Annotated in this window: 15 protein-coding genes; 10 read left to right on the forward strand and 5 right to left on the reverse strand. The window is 69.2% G+C overall.

What is annotated here, in order from left to right:
- Positions 1–83: 83 nt before the first annotated feature.
- The 5 genes from pyrG to ABLE93_RS06995 all read left to right on the forward strand — a co-directional run bounded on the left by pyrG (position 84) and on the right by ABLE93_RS06995 (position 6,562).
- The gene (pyrG, locus tag ABLE93_RS06975) at positions 84–1,712 is read left to right on the forward strand and encodes a CTP synthase (RefSeq protein ID WP_348838923.1); all 1,629 of its coding nucleotides are present in this window, start codon (positions 84–86) and stop codon (positions 1,710–1,712) included.
- 205 nt (positions 1,713–1,917) lie between these two features.
- Positions 1,918–2,796 carry a VOC family protein gene (locus ABLE93_RS06980; RefSeq protein WP_348838924.1) on the forward strand — a complete coding sequence of 293 codons (879 nt, stop codon included), beginning with the start codon at positions 1,918–1,920 and terminating at the stop codon, positions 2,794–2,796.
- A 161-nt stretch (positions 2,797–2,957) separates the two neighbouring features.
- Positions 2,958–3,824, forward strand: coding sequence for a 3-deoxy-8-phosphooctulonate synthase (gene kdsA, locus ABLE93_RS06985; protein ID WP_348838926.1), 867 nt, complete (start codon positions 2,958–2,960; stop codon positions 3,822–3,824).
- A 206-nt stretch (positions 3,825–4,030) separates the two neighbouring features.
- Positions 4,031–5,401: a glutamate--cysteine ligase gene (locus ABLE93_RS06990; RefSeq protein WP_348838928.1), complete on the forward strand. Its 1,371-nt coding sequence runs from the start codon at positions 4,031–4,033 to the stop codon at positions 5,399–5,401.
- Positions 5,402–5,623: 222 nt separating this feature from the next.
- A complete protein-coding gene (locus ABLE93_RS06995; protein WP_348838929.1) occupies positions 5,624–6,562 on the forward strand; it encodes a DMT family transporter in 939 nt (312 codons plus the stop codon).
- Between the two features lie 13 nt (positions 6,563–6,575).
- Here ABLE93_RS06995 and ABLE93_RS07000 read toward each other — a convergent pair whose 3' ends face one another.
- From ABLE93_RS07000 to ABLE93_RS07020, 5 genes are all read right to left on the reverse strand, one after another.
- Positions 6,576–7,775 carry an amidohydrolase family protein gene (locus ABLE93_RS07000; protein ID WP_348838930.1) on the reverse strand — a complete coding sequence of 400 codons (1,200 nt, stop codon included), beginning with the start codon at positions 7,773–7,775 and terminating at the stop codon, positions 6,576–6,578.
- A gap of 120 nt (positions 7,776–7,895) precedes the next feature.
- A complete protein-coding gene (locus tag ABLE93_RS07005) occupies positions 7,896–8,669 on the reverse strand; it encodes a ferredoxin--NADP reductase (protein ID WP_348838931.1) in 774 nt (257 codons plus the stop codon).
- 26 nt (positions 8,670–8,695) lie between these two features.
- Positions 8,696–9,028: a ferredoxin FdxA gene (gene fdxA, locus ABLE93_RS07010; RefSeq protein WP_348838932.1), complete on the reverse strand. Its 333-nt coding sequence runs from the start codon at positions 9,026–9,028 to the stop codon at positions 8,696–8,698.
- A gap of 236 nt (positions 9,029–9,264) precedes the next feature.
- Positions 9,265–12,825, reverse strand: coding sequence for a molybdopterin cofactor-binding domain-containing protein (locus tag ABLE93_RS07015; protein ID WP_348838934.1), 3,561 nt, complete (start codon positions 12,823–12,825; stop codon positions 9,265–9,267).
- Entirely contained in the window at positions 12,822–13,295 is a 474-nt protein-coding gene (locus tag ABLE93_RS07020) for a (2Fe-2S)-binding protein (protein WP_348838935.1), read from the reverse strand. Before ABLE93_RS07020 ends, ABLE93_RS07015 begins: the two co-directional genes overlap by 4 nt.
- 317 nt (positions 13,296–13,612) lie before the next feature.
- Between ABLE93_RS07020 and ABLE93_RS07025 the strand changes: the two genes are divergently transcribed.
- The 5 genes from ABLE93_RS07025 to ABLE93_RS07045 are packed head-to-tail and all read left to right on the forward strand — an operon-like array spanning position 13,613 to position 18,468.
- A complete protein-coding gene (locus tag ABLE93_RS07025; protein ID WP_348838937.1) occupies positions 13,613–15,094 on the forward strand; it encodes a 6-hydroxynicotinate reductase in 1,482 nt (493 codons plus the stop codon).
- A 3-nt stretch (positions 15,095–15,097) separates the two neighbouring features.
- The gene (locus tag ABLE93_RS07030; RefSeq protein ID WP_348838938.1) at positions 15,098–16,057 is read left to right on the forward strand and encodes a UPF0280 family protein; all 960 of its coding nucleotides are present in this window, start codon (positions 15,098–15,100) and stop codon (positions 16,055–16,057) included.
- Complete coding sequence (locus ABLE93_RS07035) at positions 16,050–16,634, forward strand: amino acid synthesis family protein (protein ID WP_348838939.1); 585 nt, start codon at positions 16,050–16,052, stop codon at positions 16,632–16,634. Before ABLE93_RS07030 ends, ABLE93_RS07035 begins: the two co-directional genes overlap by 8 nt.
- Positions 16,631–17,215, forward strand: coding sequence for an amino acid synthesis family protein (locus ABLE93_RS07040; protein WP_348838940.1), 585 nt, complete (start codon positions 16,631–16,633; stop codon positions 17,213–17,215). Before ABLE93_RS07035 ends, ABLE93_RS07040 begins: the two co-directional genes overlap by 4 nt.
- A 50-nt stretch (positions 17,216–17,265) precedes the next feature.
- A complete protein-coding gene (locus ABLE93_RS07045; RefSeq protein ID WP_510182983.1) occupies positions 17,266–18,468 on the forward strand; it encodes an ABC transporter substrate-binding protein in 1,203 nt (400 codons plus the stop codon).
- Positions 18,469–18,619: the final 151 nt, after the last annotated feature.

Genomic DNA, 18,619 nt, shown 5'->3' on the forward strand with positions numbered 1-18,619 from the left:
CGTCCTTTCTCCACAGGCGAGGCGAAGCCGTCCCCGGTTTCGCCCTCGCCGAATCGTGTTTGCACGAGGTAAGGTCGAGGCCCATGGCGCGCTACATCTTCATCACCGGCGGCGTCGTGTCTTCCCTGGGCAAGGGCCTCGCCTCCGCCGCGTTGGGAGCTCTCCTCCAGGCGCGCGGCTATACGGTCCGCCTCCGCAAGCTCGACCCGTATCTGAACGTCGACCCCGGCACCATGAGCCCGTACCAGCACGGCGAGGTGTTCGTGACCGATGACGGGGCCGAGACCGATCTCGACCTCGGCCATTACGAACGCTTCACCGGCCATCCGGCGACGAAGCAGGACAACATCACCACCGGCCGCATCTATCAGGACATCCTGACCAAGGAGCGCCGCGGCGACTATCTCGGCGCCACCATCCAGGTGATTCCCCACGTCACCAACGCCATCAAGGACTTCGTGCTCGACGGCAACGAGGGCTTCGACTTCGTTCTGATCGAGGTGGGCGGCACGGTGGGCGACATCGAGGGCCTGCCCTTCTTCGAGGCCACCCGCCAGCTCAAGAACGAGCTGCCCCGCGGCCACGCCATCTTCATCCACCTCACCCTGATGCCCTACATCCCCTCGGCCGGGGAGCTGAAGACCAAGCCGACCCAGCATTCGGTGAAGGAACTGCGCTCCATCGGCATCCAGCCGGACATCCTGCTGTGCCGCACCGACCGGGAGATCCCGCGCGAGGAGCGGCGCAAGCTCTCGCTCTTCTGCAATGTGCGCGAGACGGCGGTGATCGAGGCGCGGGACGTGGACAACATCTACGCGGTGCCCTCCGCCTACCACGCCGAGGGCCTCGACAAGGAAGTGCTGGCCGCCTTCAACATCGAGCCGGCCCCCGCGCCGAATCTCAGGCGCTGGACCGACATCGAGGGCCGCGTGCGCAACCCCGAGGGCGAGGTCACCATCGCCATCGTCGGCAAGTACACGGGCCTGAAGGACGCCTATAAATCCCTCATCGAGGCGCTCGCCCACGGCGGTATCGCCAACAAGGTGAAGGTCAATCTCGACTGGATCGAGAGCGAGACCTTCGAGCGCGAGGATCCCGCGCCCTTCCTCGAGCATGTGCACGGCATCCTGGTGCCGGGCGGCTTCGGCCAGCGCGGCGCCGAAGGCAAGATCCGCGCGGCGCAGTTCGCCCGCGAGCGTTCGGTGCCCTATTTCGGCATCTGCTTCGGCATGCAGATGGCCGTGATCGAGGCGGCGCGGAACCTCGCCGGCATCCGCGAGGCCAATTCCACCGAATTCGGCGCCACCTCCGAGCCGGTGGTGGGTCTGCTCACCGAGTGGCTGCGCGGCAACGAGCTGGAGCGGCGCAATTCCGCCGGCGACCTTGGCGGCACCATGCGCCTCGGTGCCTACCACGCTGTTCTGGAGCCGGAGAGCCGGGTGGAGGGCGTCTACGGCCGGCGCGACATCTCCGAGCGCCATCGCCACCGCTATGAGGTCAACACCGCCTATCGCGAGCGGCTGGAGGACCACGGCCTGAAGTTCTCGGGCATGTCGCCCGACGGCCTCCTGCCGGAGATCGTGGAATATCCGGCCCACCCCTGGTTCATCGGCGTGCAGTTCCATCCCGAGCTGAAATCGCGGCCGTTCGAGCCCCATCCGCTATTCGCCGCCTTCATCGGCGCAGCCATGGAGCAGAGCCGGCTGGTCTGAGGCCGGCGACTTTTCACGGCCGAGGTGTTTCCAATCCGGACGGTAGCGCTTTAAGCTCCGGCCGGGCCGCTGGGGATGCGCCCATCCGATCGAGCGATGCGCGCACCCGGCCCGGGCTGCCGTGTCAAATCCTTGCGACAACGCCGCCGTGATGTGCTTCCCCCTTTGGAGAAGCCCTGCGCCGGCGCCGGCCAGAGGAGCAGCCATGCAACGCGGCCTCGACCATGTGGTCCATCTCGTGCGCGATCTCGACGCAGCAGGGGAGATCTACGATCTGCTCGGCTTCAACGTGGGTCCACGCAACCGCCACCCCTGGGGCACCGAAAACCGCATCGTCCAGACGCCCGGCTTCTTCATGGAGCTGCTGCAGATCGTGGAGCCGCAGAAGATCCCGCCAGATACCGAGACCTCCCTGTCGTTCGGAGCCTTCAACCAGCGCTTTCTGGCGAACCACGGCGAGGGCCTCGCCATGCTGGCGCTCGAGGGCAGCGACGCGGTGAACGAGAAGGCGGTGTTCGATGCCGACGGCTTCGGCGGGTTCGACATCTTCGATTTTGCCCGCAAGGCGCGCCGGCCGGACGGGCAGGAGGTGGAGGTGGGCTTCCGCCTCGCCTTCGCGCGGGAGCCGCAGAGCCCGGACTTCGGCGCCTTCACCTGCACCCAGCTGACGCCGGAGAATTTCTGGTCCGCCGACCTGCAGCGCCATTCCAACCAGGTCACCGGCGTCGCTGGCGTGGTGCTGGTGGCGGATGCGCCGTCGCGGCACCAGGCCTTCCTGGAAAGCTTCACCGGCTGCCCGGTCCGCCGCGCCCTCGACGAGTGGTATGTGGCGCACACCCCGCGCGGTGGGGTGGATCTCATGTCCCGCGGTCTCTTCGCCGAGCGCTACGGCGTCCCGGCGCCGGGCGGCGAGGGGCTGCGGATCGCGGCCGTGCGCTTCGCCACGCCCGGCGCGCCGGACCTGCGGCGGGCGCTGGCCGCCCGCCGCATGGTGGAAGAGGCCATTGAAGGCATCGTGGTGGTGCCCCCGCGCGCGGCGCTCGGCGCGACCCTCGTGTTCGAGCTCAACGCCGGTGAAGGGTAGGGGCCCGAGCCTTCTCTTGCCCAAAATCTCTGCTAGGGGGTGACCCGGTGCGCCTTCCGTGGCGGAGCCCGCCTGAGGCCGCAAGCTGGTCACGCCCTGGCGAACCTTCTATTTTGGCGCGCCGCCGGTCCGTCTGGCGACGCGATCCGAGGATGATGCCGATGAATGCCGCACCGCCCCCCGTCACGCCTGATTCCGTCGTGGAAGCGGGCGCCGTGCGCTTCGGCAACGCCCTGCCGCTGGCGCTCATCGCCGGCCCCTGCCAGATGGAGAGCCGCGCCCACGCGCTGGAGGTCGCCGTTGCGCTCAAGGAGATCGCGGAGCGGCGCAACATCGGCCTCGTGTTCAAGACTTCGTTCGACAAGGCCAACCGCACCTCCCTTGCTGCCCAGCGGGGCCTCGGGCTCAAGGCGGCGCTGCCGGTGTTCGGCGAAATCCGCGAGAGCCTCGGCCTGCCGGTGCTCACCGATGTGCACGAGATCGACCAGTGCGCCGCCGCCGCCGAGGTGGTGGACGTGCTGCAGATTCCCGCCTTCCTCTGCCGCCAGACGGACCTCCTCGTCGCCGCCGCCCGCACCGGCCGGGTGGTGAACGTGAAGAAGGGCCAGTTCCTCGCGCCGTGGGACATGGCGAACGTGGTCAACAAGCTGACCGGCGCCGGCAACGGCCGGGTGCTGGTCACGGAGCGCGGGGTCTCCTTCGGCTACAACACCCTTGTCTCCGACATGCGCGGCCTGCCGATCCTCGCCAAGACCACCGGCGCGCCCGTTGTGTTCGACGCCACCCACTCGGTGCAGCAGCCGGGCGGGCAGGGGACCTCGTCCGGCGGCCAGCGCGAGTTCGTGCCGGTGCTCGCCCGCGCCGCCGTGGCGGTGGGCGTCGCCGCGGTGTTCATCGAGACGCACCCCGACCCGGACAAGGCTCCCTCCGACGGGCCGAACATGGTGCCGCTCGCGCGCCTCGAAGAGATGATCGCGCTGCTCCAGGCCTTCGATGCGGTTGCGAAAGCCAATCCCGTCACCATCTGATCGAGGCTTGGGCTTCGCCACGCCAGCGCGGCGGGTCCCGGCGACCTGCCCCGCTTGCTGCCCATCCGACACCGCCCGTCTGATCCGCCGTCGTCGGGTGGAAATTCTTCCCGCCTCGCCTACCTCCGCTTTCCCCCGCCCCCTTTGCTTGCCTTGGCCGAGGTGCCGTGTATGGTCTCGCGCCCTTTCTCTCGAAGAGATTTCTGATGGCCCGCGACACGCTCGACGCGACCCCGATTTCCGACCGCGGCGAACTCGTCGCCTGGATGGAGCAGGGGTCCAAACCGGAGCGTGCGTTCCGTATCGGAACGGAGCACGAGAAGATCCCCTTTACCCTCGGCCGCCACGAGCCCGTGCCCTACGAGGGGCCGAAGGGCATCCGCAAGCTGCTGGAGGGGATGCGCTCCCTGCTCGGCTGGGAGCCCATCATGGAGGGCGATGTCATCATCGGCCTCGCCGACGTGACGGGAGGCGGGGCCATCTCGCTTGAGCCCGGCGGGCAGTTTGAGCTCTCCGGCGCGCCGGTCTCCACCATCCACGAGACCTGCGCCGAGCTGAACGCCCATCTCGCCCAGGTGCGCGAGGTGGCGCTGCCGCTGGGCATCGGCTTCCTCGGCATCGGCATGAGCCCCAAGTGGACGCGCACCGAGACGCCGGTGATGCCCAAGGGCCGCTACAAGATCATGGCCAATTACATGCCCAAGGTGGGCAGGCACGGCCTGGACATGATGTTCCGCACCTGCACCGTGCAGGTGAACCTCGACTTCTCGTCCGAGGCCGACATGGTCAAGAAGATGCGAGTCGGCCTCGCGCTCCAGCCGGTGGCGACCGCGCTGTTTGCCAACTCGCCCTTCACCGAGGGCAAGCCCAACGGATTCCTCTCCTTCCGCTCGGAAATCTGGCGCGACACGGACAACGCCCGGTCCGGCATGCTGCCCTTCGCTTTCGAGGAGGGATTCGGCTTCGAGCGCTATGTGGATTACGCCCTCGACGTGCCCATGTATTTCGTGAAGCGCGGCGACCATTACGTGGACGTGGCCGGCACCTCGTTCCGCGACCTCCTGGCCGGGCGCCATCCGCTGCTGCCGGGCGAGACCGCGACCCTCTCCGACTGGATCAACCACCTCTCCACCATCTTCCCCGAGGTGCGCCTCAAGCGCTTCCTGGAGATGCGCGGCGCCGACGCCGGCCCCTGGGCGAAACTCTGCGCCCTGCCGGCCTTCTGGGTGGGGCTGCTCTATGATTCGCACAGCCTCGACGCCGCCTGGGAGCTGGTGAAGGACTGGACCGCCGAGGAGCGCCAGAAGCTGAGGGACGATGTGCCAACCCTCGCGCTCAAGGCCGAGATCGGCGGGCGGCCGCTGCGCGACGTGGCCCGCGCCGCCCTTCAGCTGTCGCAGGACGGCCTGCGGCGCCGCGGTTTCCACGACCGGCTCGGCCGCGACGAGACGCGCTTCCTGGAACCCCTGGAAGAGACCGTCCTCACGGGGCGCTGCCCGGCGGAAACCCTTCTGGAGCTCTACCACGGCGAGTGGAACGGCTCGGTCGAGCCGGTTTTCAAGACCCTGGCCTACTGAGGCCTCTCCCGCTCCGCAGGCAAACGACATGATCTTCGCGCAGGCCAGACCTGCGTGTGCCACATGGGCGCGCCGGCCCGTGCGCCGCCAGCCCAGCATGGGCCGGCATTCAGCCGGCCGAGGCTGCCTGGCCCTGCGCATCCGCCCGCTTCGGTCTACGACCGCGCGCGTTGCGGCGGGCCAAGCGCCTGCCTAGGGTGGGCCTCCCTCCCGGACGCTCTCATGCAGCCCCACCATCCCCGCACCGACGGACCGCTCGGCCCGCGCGACCTCGTGCTCTATGCCATCTGCATTCTCATCTTCGGAACCGGCTGGTTCCCGCTGAAACTGCAGCTGGGCGTGGTGGCGCCGGAAGTCTCCGGCCTGTGGCGCTTCCTGATCGCAGCCCTCGCCATGCTGGCGTTCACCCTCGCCACCGGTGGACGGATCGCCTTCGGGTGGCGCGACCATGTGCTGTTCGCGGCGCTCGGCACCACGCTGTTCTCGGCCAATTTCCTGAGCTTCTATTACGCCGGCTATCACCTGCCGTCCGGCCTCATGTCGGTGATCTTTTCCCTTTCGGCCATCCTCATCCCCGTCTTCTCCGCCCTTTTCCTCGGCGTGCGACTGCGGCGGCAGGTCCTGGGCGGAGCGGCGGCGGGCATCATCGGGCTGGCGCTGGTGTTCGGCCCCAGCCTCGCCGACGGGCGGGGCATCCATGGCGCGGGAGAAGGCCTGGCGCTCGGTCTCGCCGGCACTGTCTTCTTCGCCCTCGGCAGCCTGCTCACGGGCGTCGCCGGCCGGCGCGGCTATTCCATCGCTTCGCTCACCATGTGGGGCTTCACCTACGGCTGCGTCGTGCTGCTGGCGGTCGCTCTCATACGGGGCGCGGCCTTCACCGTGGAATGGACGCCGCGCTACCTCGGCTCCTTCGCCATGCTGGTGGTGGTCCAGACGCTGGCCGGCTTTCCCGTGTACAACATGCTGGTGCGGCGCATCGGCGCCAACCGCGCCGGCTACGGAACGGTGCTGTTTCCGCTGGTGGCGCTGGCGCTCTCCACCTTGTTCGAGGACTACCACTGGACGCTGACGGCCGCAGCGGGTGTCGCCCTGGTTCTGGTGGGCGTATTGATGGTGCTGCGCCAGCCGAAGGCGCAGGTCCCCGCGCCCCCGCCGCTCTGACGCTTGCCCCGCCTCAGCCCTTCACCACCACGGGCATGCGCTCGGCCGGCGGGGTATTGCGCGAGCGCTGGGTGCGCACCACGCCGTCGATGATGGTCATGCACACGCCCGGCAGGTCGCCGAGGCGCACGCTGTCCAGAAGCGTCACGGCGGGAGAATGCTGGGCCTTGTCCATCAGCACGAAGTCCGCCGCCCGGCCCACCTCGATGATGCCGCAGTCCAGCGCCCGCATGCGCGCCGTATTGCCGGTGGCGAGGCAGAAGGCCTGTTCCGCCGGCAGGTCGCCGAGCGAGGAGAGCATGGAGACCATGCGCAGGATGCCGAGCGGCTGAACGCCCGATCCCGCCGGCCCGTCGGTGCCGAGGATGACGCGGTGAAGATCGCCCATCTCGCGGGCGATGCGCAGAGTGTAGAGGGCGGAGCGCTCGTTGCCGTTGTGCACCAGCTCCAGCCCGCGCTTGCAGCCCTCGCAGATGCAGCGGATCTGGTCGTCCGGTAAGGCGGTGTGGCCGCCGTTGAGGTGACCCACCACGTCGGTGTCCGCCTCCAGAACCACGTCCTTGTCGATGAGGCCGGAGCCGGGAATGGAGGGGCCGCCGGTGTGGATGGTGGACTGGATGCCGTACTTGCGCGCCCAGCCGACCATCTTCTTCGCCGTGGGCCCGTCCTTCACGCCGCCGAGGCCGACTTCGCCCAAAAGCTTCACGCCGGCGGCGGCGAGCTCGCGGAAATCGTCCTCCACCATCTCGTTCTCGATCACCGGCGCGCCGGCGTGGATCTTCACCCCCGAGGGCCGGAAGGCGTTGAACGAGCGCTGGGCTGTGATGGCCAGCGCCTTAACCCCGATCACGTCCCGTGCCCGTCCCGGGTAATGCACCTCGCCGGCGGAGATCATGGTGGTGACGCCTCCGTTGAGGGAGGAATCGATCCAGTTGATCTGGCTCTGGCGCGGCGTCCAGTCGCCCGCGACGGGATGGACGTGGCTGTCGATGAGGCCGGGGGTGAGGGTGGTGCCGTTCGCGTCGATGAGGGTGGTGGCGCCCTCGGTGTCCACGTCCTTCTCGCGCCCGATGGCGGTGATGCGCCCGTCCTGCGCCACCACGGTGTCGGCGTCGAGGATCGGCCTTTCGAGGTCGCCACTGATGAGGAGGCCGATGTTGCGGATCACCAGCTTGGTGGGGCCGCCGTCGGCAGCGGGGGCATCGTGGGCCATAATCGCGTCTCCGAAAGGCCGGCCGCCGACACGCGCGCGGCACGAGGGCCCTTTGTTTGCAGGCATACGAAGTCTAGGCTCCGACCCGGCGGCTTGGAACCGGGGCCGGGAAATTTTGCCTCAGCGCTCGGCGAACGCCTTCTCGATGACGAAGTGGCCCGCTTCCCCGCTGTTGCCTTCCTCGAAGCCACGGGTGGCGAGCAGCGTCTTGAGGTCTGCCATCATCGCCGGGGAGCCGCAGATCATGATGCGGTCGCCGGCCGGATCGAGGGGGGGAAGGCCGGCATCCGCGCTCAGTCGGCCGCTGGCGAGGAGATCGGTGATGCGGCCCTGGTTGCGGAAGGGCTCGCGGGTCACGGTGGGGTAATAGATGAGCTTGGCGCGGATCTCCTCGCCGAGGAATTCGTGCTCCGGCAGCTCGCGGGTGATGAGGTCCTCATAGGCGAGGTCGGCCACGTGCCGGCAGCCGTGCACCAGCACCACCTTCTCGAAGCGCTCGTAGGTCTCGGGATCGCGCACCACGGACAGGAAGGGCGCAAGGCCGGTGCCGGTGCCGAGCAGATAGAGGTTGCGCCCGGGCAGGAGATTGTCGAGCACCAGCGTGCCGGTCGCCTTGCGGCCGACGGTTATGGCGTCACCCACGCGGATGTGCTGGAGGCGCGACGTCAGCGGGCCGTTCGGCACCTTGATGGAGAAGAATTCCAGCGTGTCGGCCCAGCTTGGGCTGACCACCGAATAGGCCCGCAGGAGCGGACGGCCGTCCACCTTCAGGCCGATCATGGTGAACTCGCCGGTGCGGAAGCGGAAGCCGGCGTCGCGGGTGGTGGTGAAGCTGAAAAGGCGGTCCGTCCAGTGGTGGACGCTGAGCACCTGCTCCTCGAAGAAATTGCTCATGGCGGTCTCGGGAAGGTTCGGTCGGATCACAGGTTCGCGGGATCGGGAGAGAGGAGGGCGCGCTTCTCCGGCGTGTCCTTCCAGGCGTCGGCATCGGCCGGCGGCTCGCCCTTCACGGTGATGTTGGGCCATTGGGCGGCGTAGTCGGCATTCACGGCGGTCCAGTCGGCGGCGCGCGGATCGCTGTCGGGGAGGATGGCCGCGGCGGGGCATTCCGGCTCGCAAACGCCGCAGTCGATGCATTCGTCCGGGTGGATCACCAGCATGTTGGCACCGGCATAGAAGCAGTCCACCGGGCACACCGAAACGCAATCCATATAGGTGCAGCGGATGCAGTTCTCGGTGACGACATAGGCCATGGGCCGCCCTCGGCATATTGTTTGTGTACAAATGAAAATAGAGTCGGCCGGCGAGGGCTGTCAACGGGTTCCGGCGGTCGCGCTGCGGGAGTTTTGGGCAGGGTGGAGGGATTTTTTGAGCAACGGCGCGGTGCACGCGCAGGGATCGGCCCGTGAAGAAACCGCGGCTCACTCTCCCCGTCGCGGAGAGAGAATGTCCGAGGGACAGAAAGACGCTTCTGGTCCAGACGAACGCCTCACTGCGTCGGCATCGTCCTCAGCCGCGCGACGCGCGCTTCGAGCCCCTCCCACGCCGGCGCATCTGGGGCGAATTTGGCGCGCATGTAGCGCACGAGGTCGGCCACCTGCGCATCGTCGAGACTGTCGCGGAAGGCCGGCATGTCGCCCAGCGCCGGGGCGGCGGGCTTCGGGATGCCCTCCAGGATCACCCGGATCAGATTGTCCGGCCGGGCGGCATGAACGTTGGTGTTGAGCGCCAGCGACGGGCGCGCGCCGAACAGGGTCGGCCCCTCGGGCGCATGGCAGGCGGCGCACGCGCCGGCGAAGAGGCGCCCGCCCACCGTATCCATGGGCCTCAGCGAAGCCTCGGCTTTAGCCTCCAGCGCGGCGGCGGTCGCGGCCGCATCCGCGATGGCCGGCGGGGCGAAGGAGGCAAGATAGACGGCCATGGCGCGGATGTCCGCATCCGGCACCTGCGCCAGCTCCGCCACCACCGGCGCCATCGGCCCCGCCGCGGTGCCGTGAAAGCGCGAGAAGCCGGTGCGCAGATAGGTGTAGAGCTCGTCCTCGGTCCAGGGCACCGGGGCCCGCGACAGGGCAGTGAGCGCGGGTGCCTCCCAGCCGTCTGCGAAGCCACCGGCGAGATAGGACGTGCCGGTCTTCTCCGCGCCGAGCAGGTTGCGCGGCGTGTGGCAGGCGCCGCAATGGCCGAGCCCCTCCACGAGATAGCGCCCGCGGTTCCATTGCGGCGAGCGGCCCGCATCTGCCTCCAGCTGACCCGGCGACAGGAACAGGGTGTTCCAGCCGGCCATCAGCGGGCGGATGTTGAAGGGGAAGGTGAGGCGGTTGTCGGGGGGCGATGCCTTCACCGGCGCCTGCGCCATGAGGAAGGCGTAGAGCGCCTGCATGTCGGCATCGCCCATGCGGGTGAAGGCCGTATAGGGAAAGGCGGGGTAGAGGTGCCGCCCGTCGCGGGAGATGCCCTCGCGCATGGCCCGCTCGAAGGCGGCATAGGACCAGCCGCCGATCCCCGTCTTCACATCCGGTGTGAGATTGGTGGAATGGATCGTGCCGAACGGCGTATGCAGCGCCCGCCCGCCGGCATTGGCGATGCCACCCTCCGCCGTGTGGCAGACGGCGCAATCGCCCAGCGCGGCGAGGATGCGCCCGCGCTCGATCATCTCGGCCGAGAAACCGGCGGGGTACGGCGGGGCGATGGGCGCGATGGCGCCGCGGATGGGCAGTGCCAGTGTCCCGAGGGCAAGCGCCCCACCCAGGGCACCGGCGACGGCAGCCCCGGCCATGGCGAGCCAAGGCCGGCGCTTCCTTTCGCGGACCGGTCGCGGCGGTGCCTCCCCGGCGAGCGCCGCGCGCACGCGGTCGGGCGTGAAGGGCGGTTCGCGCAGGCGCACGCCGGTGGCGTCGAAGATGGCATTGGCGATGGCCGCCGCGCTGGGCACCGAGGCGGATTCGCCCGACCCGAGGGGCGGATCATCCGGCCGGGGCATCAGCACCACGTTGATGACCGGCACTTCCGGGAAGGTGAGGATGGGGTAGGCGCCCCATTCCCGGCTGGTGACGGCGGTCTCGTCGAACGTCACCTGCTCCTTCAGCGCGCGGGAGGTGGACTGGATGACGTTGCCGTGGATCTGGTGCTCGATGCCGGCCGGATTGATCATCAGCCCGGAATCCTGGCCCACGGTGACGCGCTTCACCGCCACGTCGCCGGTTGCCCGGTTCACCTCCACATCCGCCACCCAGGCCGACCAGGCGGCGCCGTAGCCGGGGAATTTGGAGTGGACATAGAGCGCATAGGCAAAGCCCTGTCCGCGCACCACGTCGCCTTCCACCACCTCCATCCGCGGCGCGGTGCGCTTCTCCCAGCCGGCGCGGGCGGCGGTGGCGCGTACCAGCTCGGCAGCGCGCGGGTCGTGCAGATGGCGCAGCCGGTAGTCCACGGGATCGACACCGGCGGCGGCCGCCAGCTCGTCCACATAGCTCTCGTGGGCGAAGCTGTTGGGCAGCGCCGAGACGCCGCGCAGCCATGCCGCGCGGACGATGGGCGCCACGTCGTCCACCGCCACACGCATGTGGTCGTAGGCATAGGGCGGGATGGCCGTGCGGTCGCCCATCTCGTAGACGGGATTGTCCGCCGGAACCCGGCCGGTGAGGAGCAGCGCCAGCGTCACCGCGGCGTTGGACGGGTAGCGGGTGGTGAAATCGTAGGCCGCGGGCGTGCCGTCGGCCGTGATGCCGCCCTTAACGTCCATCAGCTGGGCGGCGCCCTTGGGCTCCCACGCATGCTCCTGCTCTCGCGTGAGCTGCACCCGCACCGGGCGCCCTACGGCGCGGGAGAGAAGGACGGCATCGGCCGCCACATCGTCAGCGCAGTTGCGGCCGTAGCAGCCGGCGGCCTCGAAGCGGACGATGTCGATGGTCTCTTCCGCAAGGCCCAGCAGCAGCGCGATGTCCATGCGCAGTGGATAGGGATTCTGCGTGCCGGCCCAGATGGTTGCGCCATCCTCCCGCACGTCGGCGACGGCGCAGGAGGGCCCGATGGAGGCGTGCAGCTGGTAGGGCCACACATAGGTGCGGTCCAGCACCTGCGCGGCGTCGGCGCGGGCGCCGTCCGGGTCGCCGCGCTCGATCAGGGTGCGGGTCTTCTGCTTGCGCACGGCGCGCAGGGCATCCTCCACCCGGTCGAGATCGGGCAGGGTGGGGGTCGGCTTCCACTCCACCCTGAGGCGGCGGGCGGCCTCGGCGGCTTGCTCCTCCCGCTCGGCCACCACGCCGACGAAATCCCCCATGGAGACGACGGCCACCAGGCCCGCGATCTCGGCCACCGAGTGCTCGTCCACCTTCAGCAGGCTGCGGCCGACGAACTCGCCCGCGTCGATGCCGGCATAGGGCGGGCGCACCACGCGGCCATGCAGCATGCCGGGCACGCGCACGTCGTGGACATAGGTGAAGGTCCCCGTCGCCTTGGCCGGGATGTCCACCCGCGGCACCCGCTGGCCGATGACGCGGTGGGCCGATGCGGGCTTGAGCGGCGTATCCTGCCGCAGCATCAGCCGGTCTGCGCGACCCTTCAGAAGGTCGGCATAGGAGATGCCGGCATTGCCGCCGTCGCGCGGGCGGACCATGCCATCCTCCACCTCCAGCCGCTCCGCCGGAAGGCCCAGCGCATCGGCCGCCAGCGCCAGCAGATGAAGGCGCGCCTGCGCCGCCGCATGACGCAGCGGGCGGGCGGACACCTGGATGGAATCGGAGGCGATCGTGGCGCCCTGGTTGGGCGCGACGCCGGTATGGCCGAGCACCATGGTGACGCGCTCCAGCGCCACGTCCAGCTCCTCGGCGACGATCTGCGCCAGCGCAGTGCGGATGCCGGTGCCGAGGTCCACATGGCCGTTGAAGGCGGTGACGGCGCCCGTGTCGTCCACGATCAGAAAGAGGTCGAGGGCGTCCGCAGGCGGCGCGGCGCTGGCCACCAGCCCATGCACTGCCTGCGCCGGGCGCAGGATGGCGAGGTTGCCGCGCGCGGCGAGGAGGGCCGAGGGATCGGGGCGCGGCTCGGTCACGGCGTGGTGCCGCCTTCGGCCGCCGCGAGCACGGCCCGCAGAATCTCCACATGGGTGCCGCACCGGCACAGATTGTAGCGCAGCGCCGCGCGCGCCTCCTCCTCCGAAGGCGCAGGATTGCGGGCGAGGAGGGCGACCGTCGTCATGATCATCCCGTTGAGGCAGTAGCCGCACTGGGCCGCCTGGGCGGCGATGAAGGCCGCCTGCACCTTGTGCGGCTTGTCGGGCGTGCCGAGACCCTCCAGCGTGGTCACGGCGCGGCCCTCGGCGGTGCCGAGGGTGGTCACGCAGGAACGGGCGGCGACGCCGTCCAGCAGCACGGTGCAGGCGCCGCATTCGCCGAGGCCGCAGCCGAACTTGGGACCGTTGAGCTCAAGGTCATTGCGCAGCACGTAGATCAGCGGCGTCTCGCGCGGCAGCGCGAAGGCATGGGCCTTCCCGTTGACCTGGAGTAGGATGGACGCGGACATGGTGAGGGGACCGCTGCGCCTCTGCGCGCAAGCCCGGCCGGAGGGCAGGGCTCGCGCAGCCAAAACTCGGGTAGATTGTTTCTATACTAATAAACTGCCGTCAAGCGTGCACCGCGCACAAAACGCAGGCGCGAATAGCCCCCGCCGGAGGCATGCCGGCGGGCCGTAAACGTTGCAGTTCAAAGGACAAGGGCAGTACTGCTGCCTCTTCGGGCGGCGTGCCCTATCCTTGTGCTTGACACCGGGGCCGGGTCATTTTTCATTAGTGTACATATGAAATCGGAACCCCCGGACGCTCCGGGGCGGAGCTGGCCCAGATGGCTCACGACACTCCTGCCCGCACCTCGGCCCCGGATGACAAGATCCGCTGCGATGCGTGCCCGGTCATGTGCTACATCAAGCCCGGCCTGACCGGTGCCTGCGATCGTTACGCCAACCGCGACGGCGAACTCATCCGCGTCGATCCCCACATCGTCCTCGACCGCACCCTCGCCCAGGGCGGCAAGGTGGTGCCCTTCGACCGCGGCGGCGACTGGGACGGGCGCATTCTCGGCGACGGCGAAACCTTCGTGACCGCCGTCGGCTCCGGCACCACCTATCCCGACTACAAGCCGGCCCCGTTCATCGTCTCCGCCGAGGTGAACGGCGTCGACATGGTCACCGTCGTGACCGAGGGCATCTTCAGCTATGCCGGCGTGAAGGTGAAGATCGACACCGACCGCTACATCGGCCCCGAGCAGGCAACCGTGCGGGTCGCCGGCGAGCCGGTGGGCCACGTCACCACCAGCGAGTACGGCTCGCAGATGTTGTCGCTGGGCGGCGTCCACCACCTGACCGGCGGCTCCAAGAAGGAAGGCCGCCTCACCTGCGAGGCGCTGCTCGATTTGTGCAACGGCAAGGCCGTGGAGATGAGCATCGACGAGGGCTCGAGCCTCATCGTGCAGGCCGGCCACGCGCCCATCGTCAACGGCTCGCAGGAAGAGCGCATGCGGGTGGGCTGCGGCTCCGCCACCATCGGCATGTTCGCCCGCCAGTGGGAAGGCAAGGTGGACGAGGTGGTGGTGGTTGACGACCACATCACCGGCGTCCTCTCCGAGCATCAGGCCGGCAAGCTGCTCGGCATCCCCGACAGCGGCATCCGCATGAAGGGCCGCCGCTCCACCCCCGGGCGCTATTTCCAGGTGGCCGAGCCGGGTCTCGGCTGGGGCGGCACCAACATCTCCGATCCGCTGTCCATCCTCGGCCCCTTCGATCCCAAGACCGCATGGCCGGGCCTGCGGCTGCTGCTCGTCTCCACCACCGGCGAGCATCACGGCTATTACGTTCTGGACGAGAACCTGGTGCCGCAGGAAGCACAGATGCCGGTGGACCTCGCCCCCTCGGTGGAGCGCATCCGCGAGAACTGCGAGCCCGCATTGTCGTCCGTGCTGTTCATGGCCGGAGCCGGCGGGTCGCTGCGGGCCGGCGTCACCGAAAATCCGGTGCGGCTGACCCGTTCGGTGAAGGACGCCATTACCCGCGTCACCTGCGGAGGTGCGCCGGTGTTCGTGTGGCCCGGCGGCGGCATCACCTTCATGGTGGACGTGACGCGGGTGCCCGAGAACGGCTTCGGCTACGTGCCGACCCCGGCGCTCGTCGCGCCCATCGAATTCACCTTGCCGCTGGAGGCCTATGCGGCGCTCGGCGGGCACATGGACCACGTGCGGCCCGCCGCCTCCATCCTCGAGCGCGAAAGCGTGCGGGAAGTGGCGCCGTTCTCTGACAATCCCTGGCCGCTCGCGGCCCGGTCGTGGAGCTGAGCCATGTTCCGCGCGCCAGAAGCGCCACCGCCGGTTCCGCCCATGGCGACCCAGCGCCGTCGGCCGCAGGCGATGCTGCTCGCCGGCGGGCGGCGGCTGCATCTCAACGACGGTCCCATCGACCTCGTGATCGAGGCCCATGGCGCGCCCGATGCGGTGGAGGCGGCCTATCGCGCCGCCGCGGAGCGCCTCACCGGCCTGCTCGACCTTTTATGTGAGGAACTGGCGCTGCTGCGCCGGCCGGCCCATCCCGGACCCTGCCCCCTTCAGGGTCCGGTGGCGCGTCGCATGTGGGCGGCGGTGTCGCCCCATGCGCGCGCCGGTTTCATCACCCCCATGGCGGCGGTCGCCGGGGCGGTGGCGGAGGAGGTTCTGGCGGCCATGGTGCGGCCCGGCCTCGCCCGCGCCTTCGTCAACAATGGCGGCGACATCGCCTTCCACCTCGCCCCCGGTACAGCGCTCACGGCCGGGCTGGTGGACCGGCCGGATTTGCCCCGCATGGTGGGCACCGCGCGGCTCGCGTCCGAAGGCCCGGTGCGGGGCATCGCCACCTCGGGCTGGCGCGGCCGCAGCTTCTCCCTCGGGATCGCCGATGCGGTGACGGTGCTCGCGCCCACGGCAGCGGCGGCCGATGCGGCGGCGACCGTCATCGCCAATGCCGTCAACTTGCCCGGCCACCCCGGGATCGTCCGCCTGCCGGCGCGCGAGGTGCTGCCTGACAGCGACCTCGGCCTTTTGAAGGTGACGCGCCATGTTCCGGAGCTGACCCCCGCCGAGCGCGACGCGGCATTGGAGGAGGGGCTCTCCTGCGCCACCGCTCTGGTGGCCCGCGGCCTCATCTGTGCCGCCGCGCTGCATCTCCAGGGCCGCAGCGTTTCCACCGACCGGGCGGACGGCCTCCCGGGATCGGTGCTTCCACTCTCCCTTGCCGTCCAAGAAGAAAGAGGCGTCGTCCATGCCTGAGGTCAAGATCCGCAAGCAGGTCCGCATCCTGGAAGAGATCTTCCACGAGGGCGGGCCGGTGGCTACCGCCCCCCGCAAGCGGGGTGCCATCGTGACGGTGATCGCCAACCCCTTCGCCGGACGCTACGTGGAAGACATCGCCGGCTTCATGGACGATCTGACGCCCCTCGGCGTCTCCATGGCGAAGGAACTCCTCGCCGCCCTCGGCGGCGATGCCTCTACCATCGACGGCTACGGCAAGGGCGCCATCGTCGGCGCGGCGGGCGAGATCGAGCACGGCGCCCTCTGGCACGTACCCGGCGGCTATGCCATGCGCGAGGCGCTGGGCGATGCCAAGGCCATCGTGCCCTCCACCAAGAAGGTGGGCGGGCCGGGCACGCGGCTCGACGTGCCGGTGACCCATGTGAACGCCTCCTACGTGCGCTCGCACTTCGACGCCATGGAGATCGGCGTCTCCGACGCCCCCAAGGCCGACGAGATCGCCCTCATCCTGGTCATGACATGCGGGCCGCGCGTGCATGCCCGCGTCGGCGGCCTCGCGGCGGACGCCATCAAGGGCGAGGACGGCCTGCGATGAGCGCGAAGATCCGCAAGATCATCACCATCGTCGAGGAGACGCGGACCGAGATGGGCCGCCCGGTCTCCCCGCCCACCCGCCGCGCCGCGGCCATCGCGGTGATCGAGAACCCCTTCGCCGGCACCTATGTGGAGGACCTCTCGGACCTCATCGCCACCGGCGAGGAGCTGGGCGGGCTGCTGGCGCGGAAGGCCGTGGACGCCCTCGGCATCGAGGGACCCGCCGCGGAGAGCTACGGCAAGGCCGCGCTGGTGGGCGAGAACGGCGAACTGGAGCACGCGGCCGCGCTGCTCCATCCCAAGATGGGCACGCCGGTGCGCGCGGTGCTCGGCAAGGGCGCGGCGCTGATCCCCTCGTCCAAGCGGCGGGGCGGCCTCGGGGCGGAGCTGGACATCCCCCTCGGCCAAAAGGATGCGGCCTTCGTGCGCAGCCATTTCGACGGAATGATCGTTTCCGTCTCAGACGCGCCAAGGGCCAACGAGATCGTGGTCGCCGTGGCGGTCACCGATTCCGGCCGTCCGCTGCCGCGGGTGGGTGGGCTGAAGAAGGACGACATCAAGGGCGAGGACGGGCTGAGATAATCGGCCCGCTTGCCGGCGCGTATGGGAACAGTGGGAAAACCAGAAGGGGAATGGACATGAAGAAGCTGTTCGCGGCATCGCTCGCCGCCCTCCTCCTCGCCGCCGGCGGGGCGAGGGCGCAGCAGGGCGAGATCAAGGTGGGCGAGATCAATTCCTACTCGTCGCTGCCCGCCTTCACCGAGCCCTATCGCAAGGGCATGGAGCTGGCGCTCAAGGAGATCAACGACGCCGGCGGCATCAAGGGCAAGAAGCTCGTCATCATTTCCAAGGACGACGGCGGCAAGCCGGCCGACGCCCTCACCGCCGCCAACGAGCTGGTGTCGCGTGACGGCGTGGTGATGATCGCCGGCGGCTTCCTCTCCAACGTCGGCCTCGCGCTGGCCGACTTCGCCAAGCAGAAGCAGGTGATGTACCTCGCCGCCGAGCCGCTCACCGACGCCATCGTCTGGTCGAAGGGCAACGACTACACCTTCCGCCTGCGCACCTCGAACTACATGCAGGCCGCCATGCTGGCGGAGGAGGCGGCGAAGCTGCCGGCCAAGAAGTGGGCGACCATCGCCCCGAACTATGAGTTCGGCCAGTCCTTCGTTGCGGTGTTCAAGGAGCTTCTGAAGAAGCGCAAGCCGGACGTGGAGTTTGTGGCCGAGCAGTGGCCCCCGCTCGGCAAGATCGACGCCGGCCCGGTGCTGCAGGCCATCGACGCCGCCCAGCCCGACGCCATCCTCAACGCCACCTTCGCCGGCGATCTGGTGAAGCTGGTCCGCGAGGGCAACACCCGCGGCATCTTCAAGAACCGCGCGGTGGTGAGCTATCTCACCGGCGAGCCCGAATATCTCGACCCGCTGAAGACCGAGACCCCCGAGGGCTGGATCGTCACCGGCTATCCTTGGTACGGCATCAAGACCGCCGAGCACCAGGCCTTCCTCGACGCCTACCAGCAGCTGAACAAGGACTATCCGCGCCTCGGCTCCATCGTCGGCTACTCGACGGTGAAGTCCATCGCCGCGGTGCTGAAGGCCACCGACGACCATTCCACGGCCGGCCTTCTCAAGGCGATGAAGAACCTCAAGGTCTCCACCCCCTTCGGCGACATCGTCTACCGCGCGGCCGACCACCAGTCGACGCTCGGCGCATACATCGGCACGACCTCGCAGAAGGACGGGCAGGGCGTAATGGTGAACTTCCAGTTCAAGCCCGGCGCCGACTACCTGCCCTCCGAAGCCGAAGCGGCGAAGCTGCGCCCGGCGAACTGAGACCTCGGCCTTTGTGAAACGGTTCCCCGGACCAGCGACACCGCAGGTGGAGCGCCGATCCGGGGCCCAGGGGAAAGGTCGGCGAAGCCGGCAAAGCCCAGCTGTGCGGCGAAATGCGGCCGCCTTCGGCGACAAGGTGCGCCGGGCCACG

Origin of the sequence: Xanthobacter pollutisoli (assembly GCF_040044995.1) — a bacterium.
Classification (GTDB): Bacteria; Pseudomonadota; Alphaproteobacteria; order Rhizobiales; family Xanthobacteraceae; genus Xanthobacter.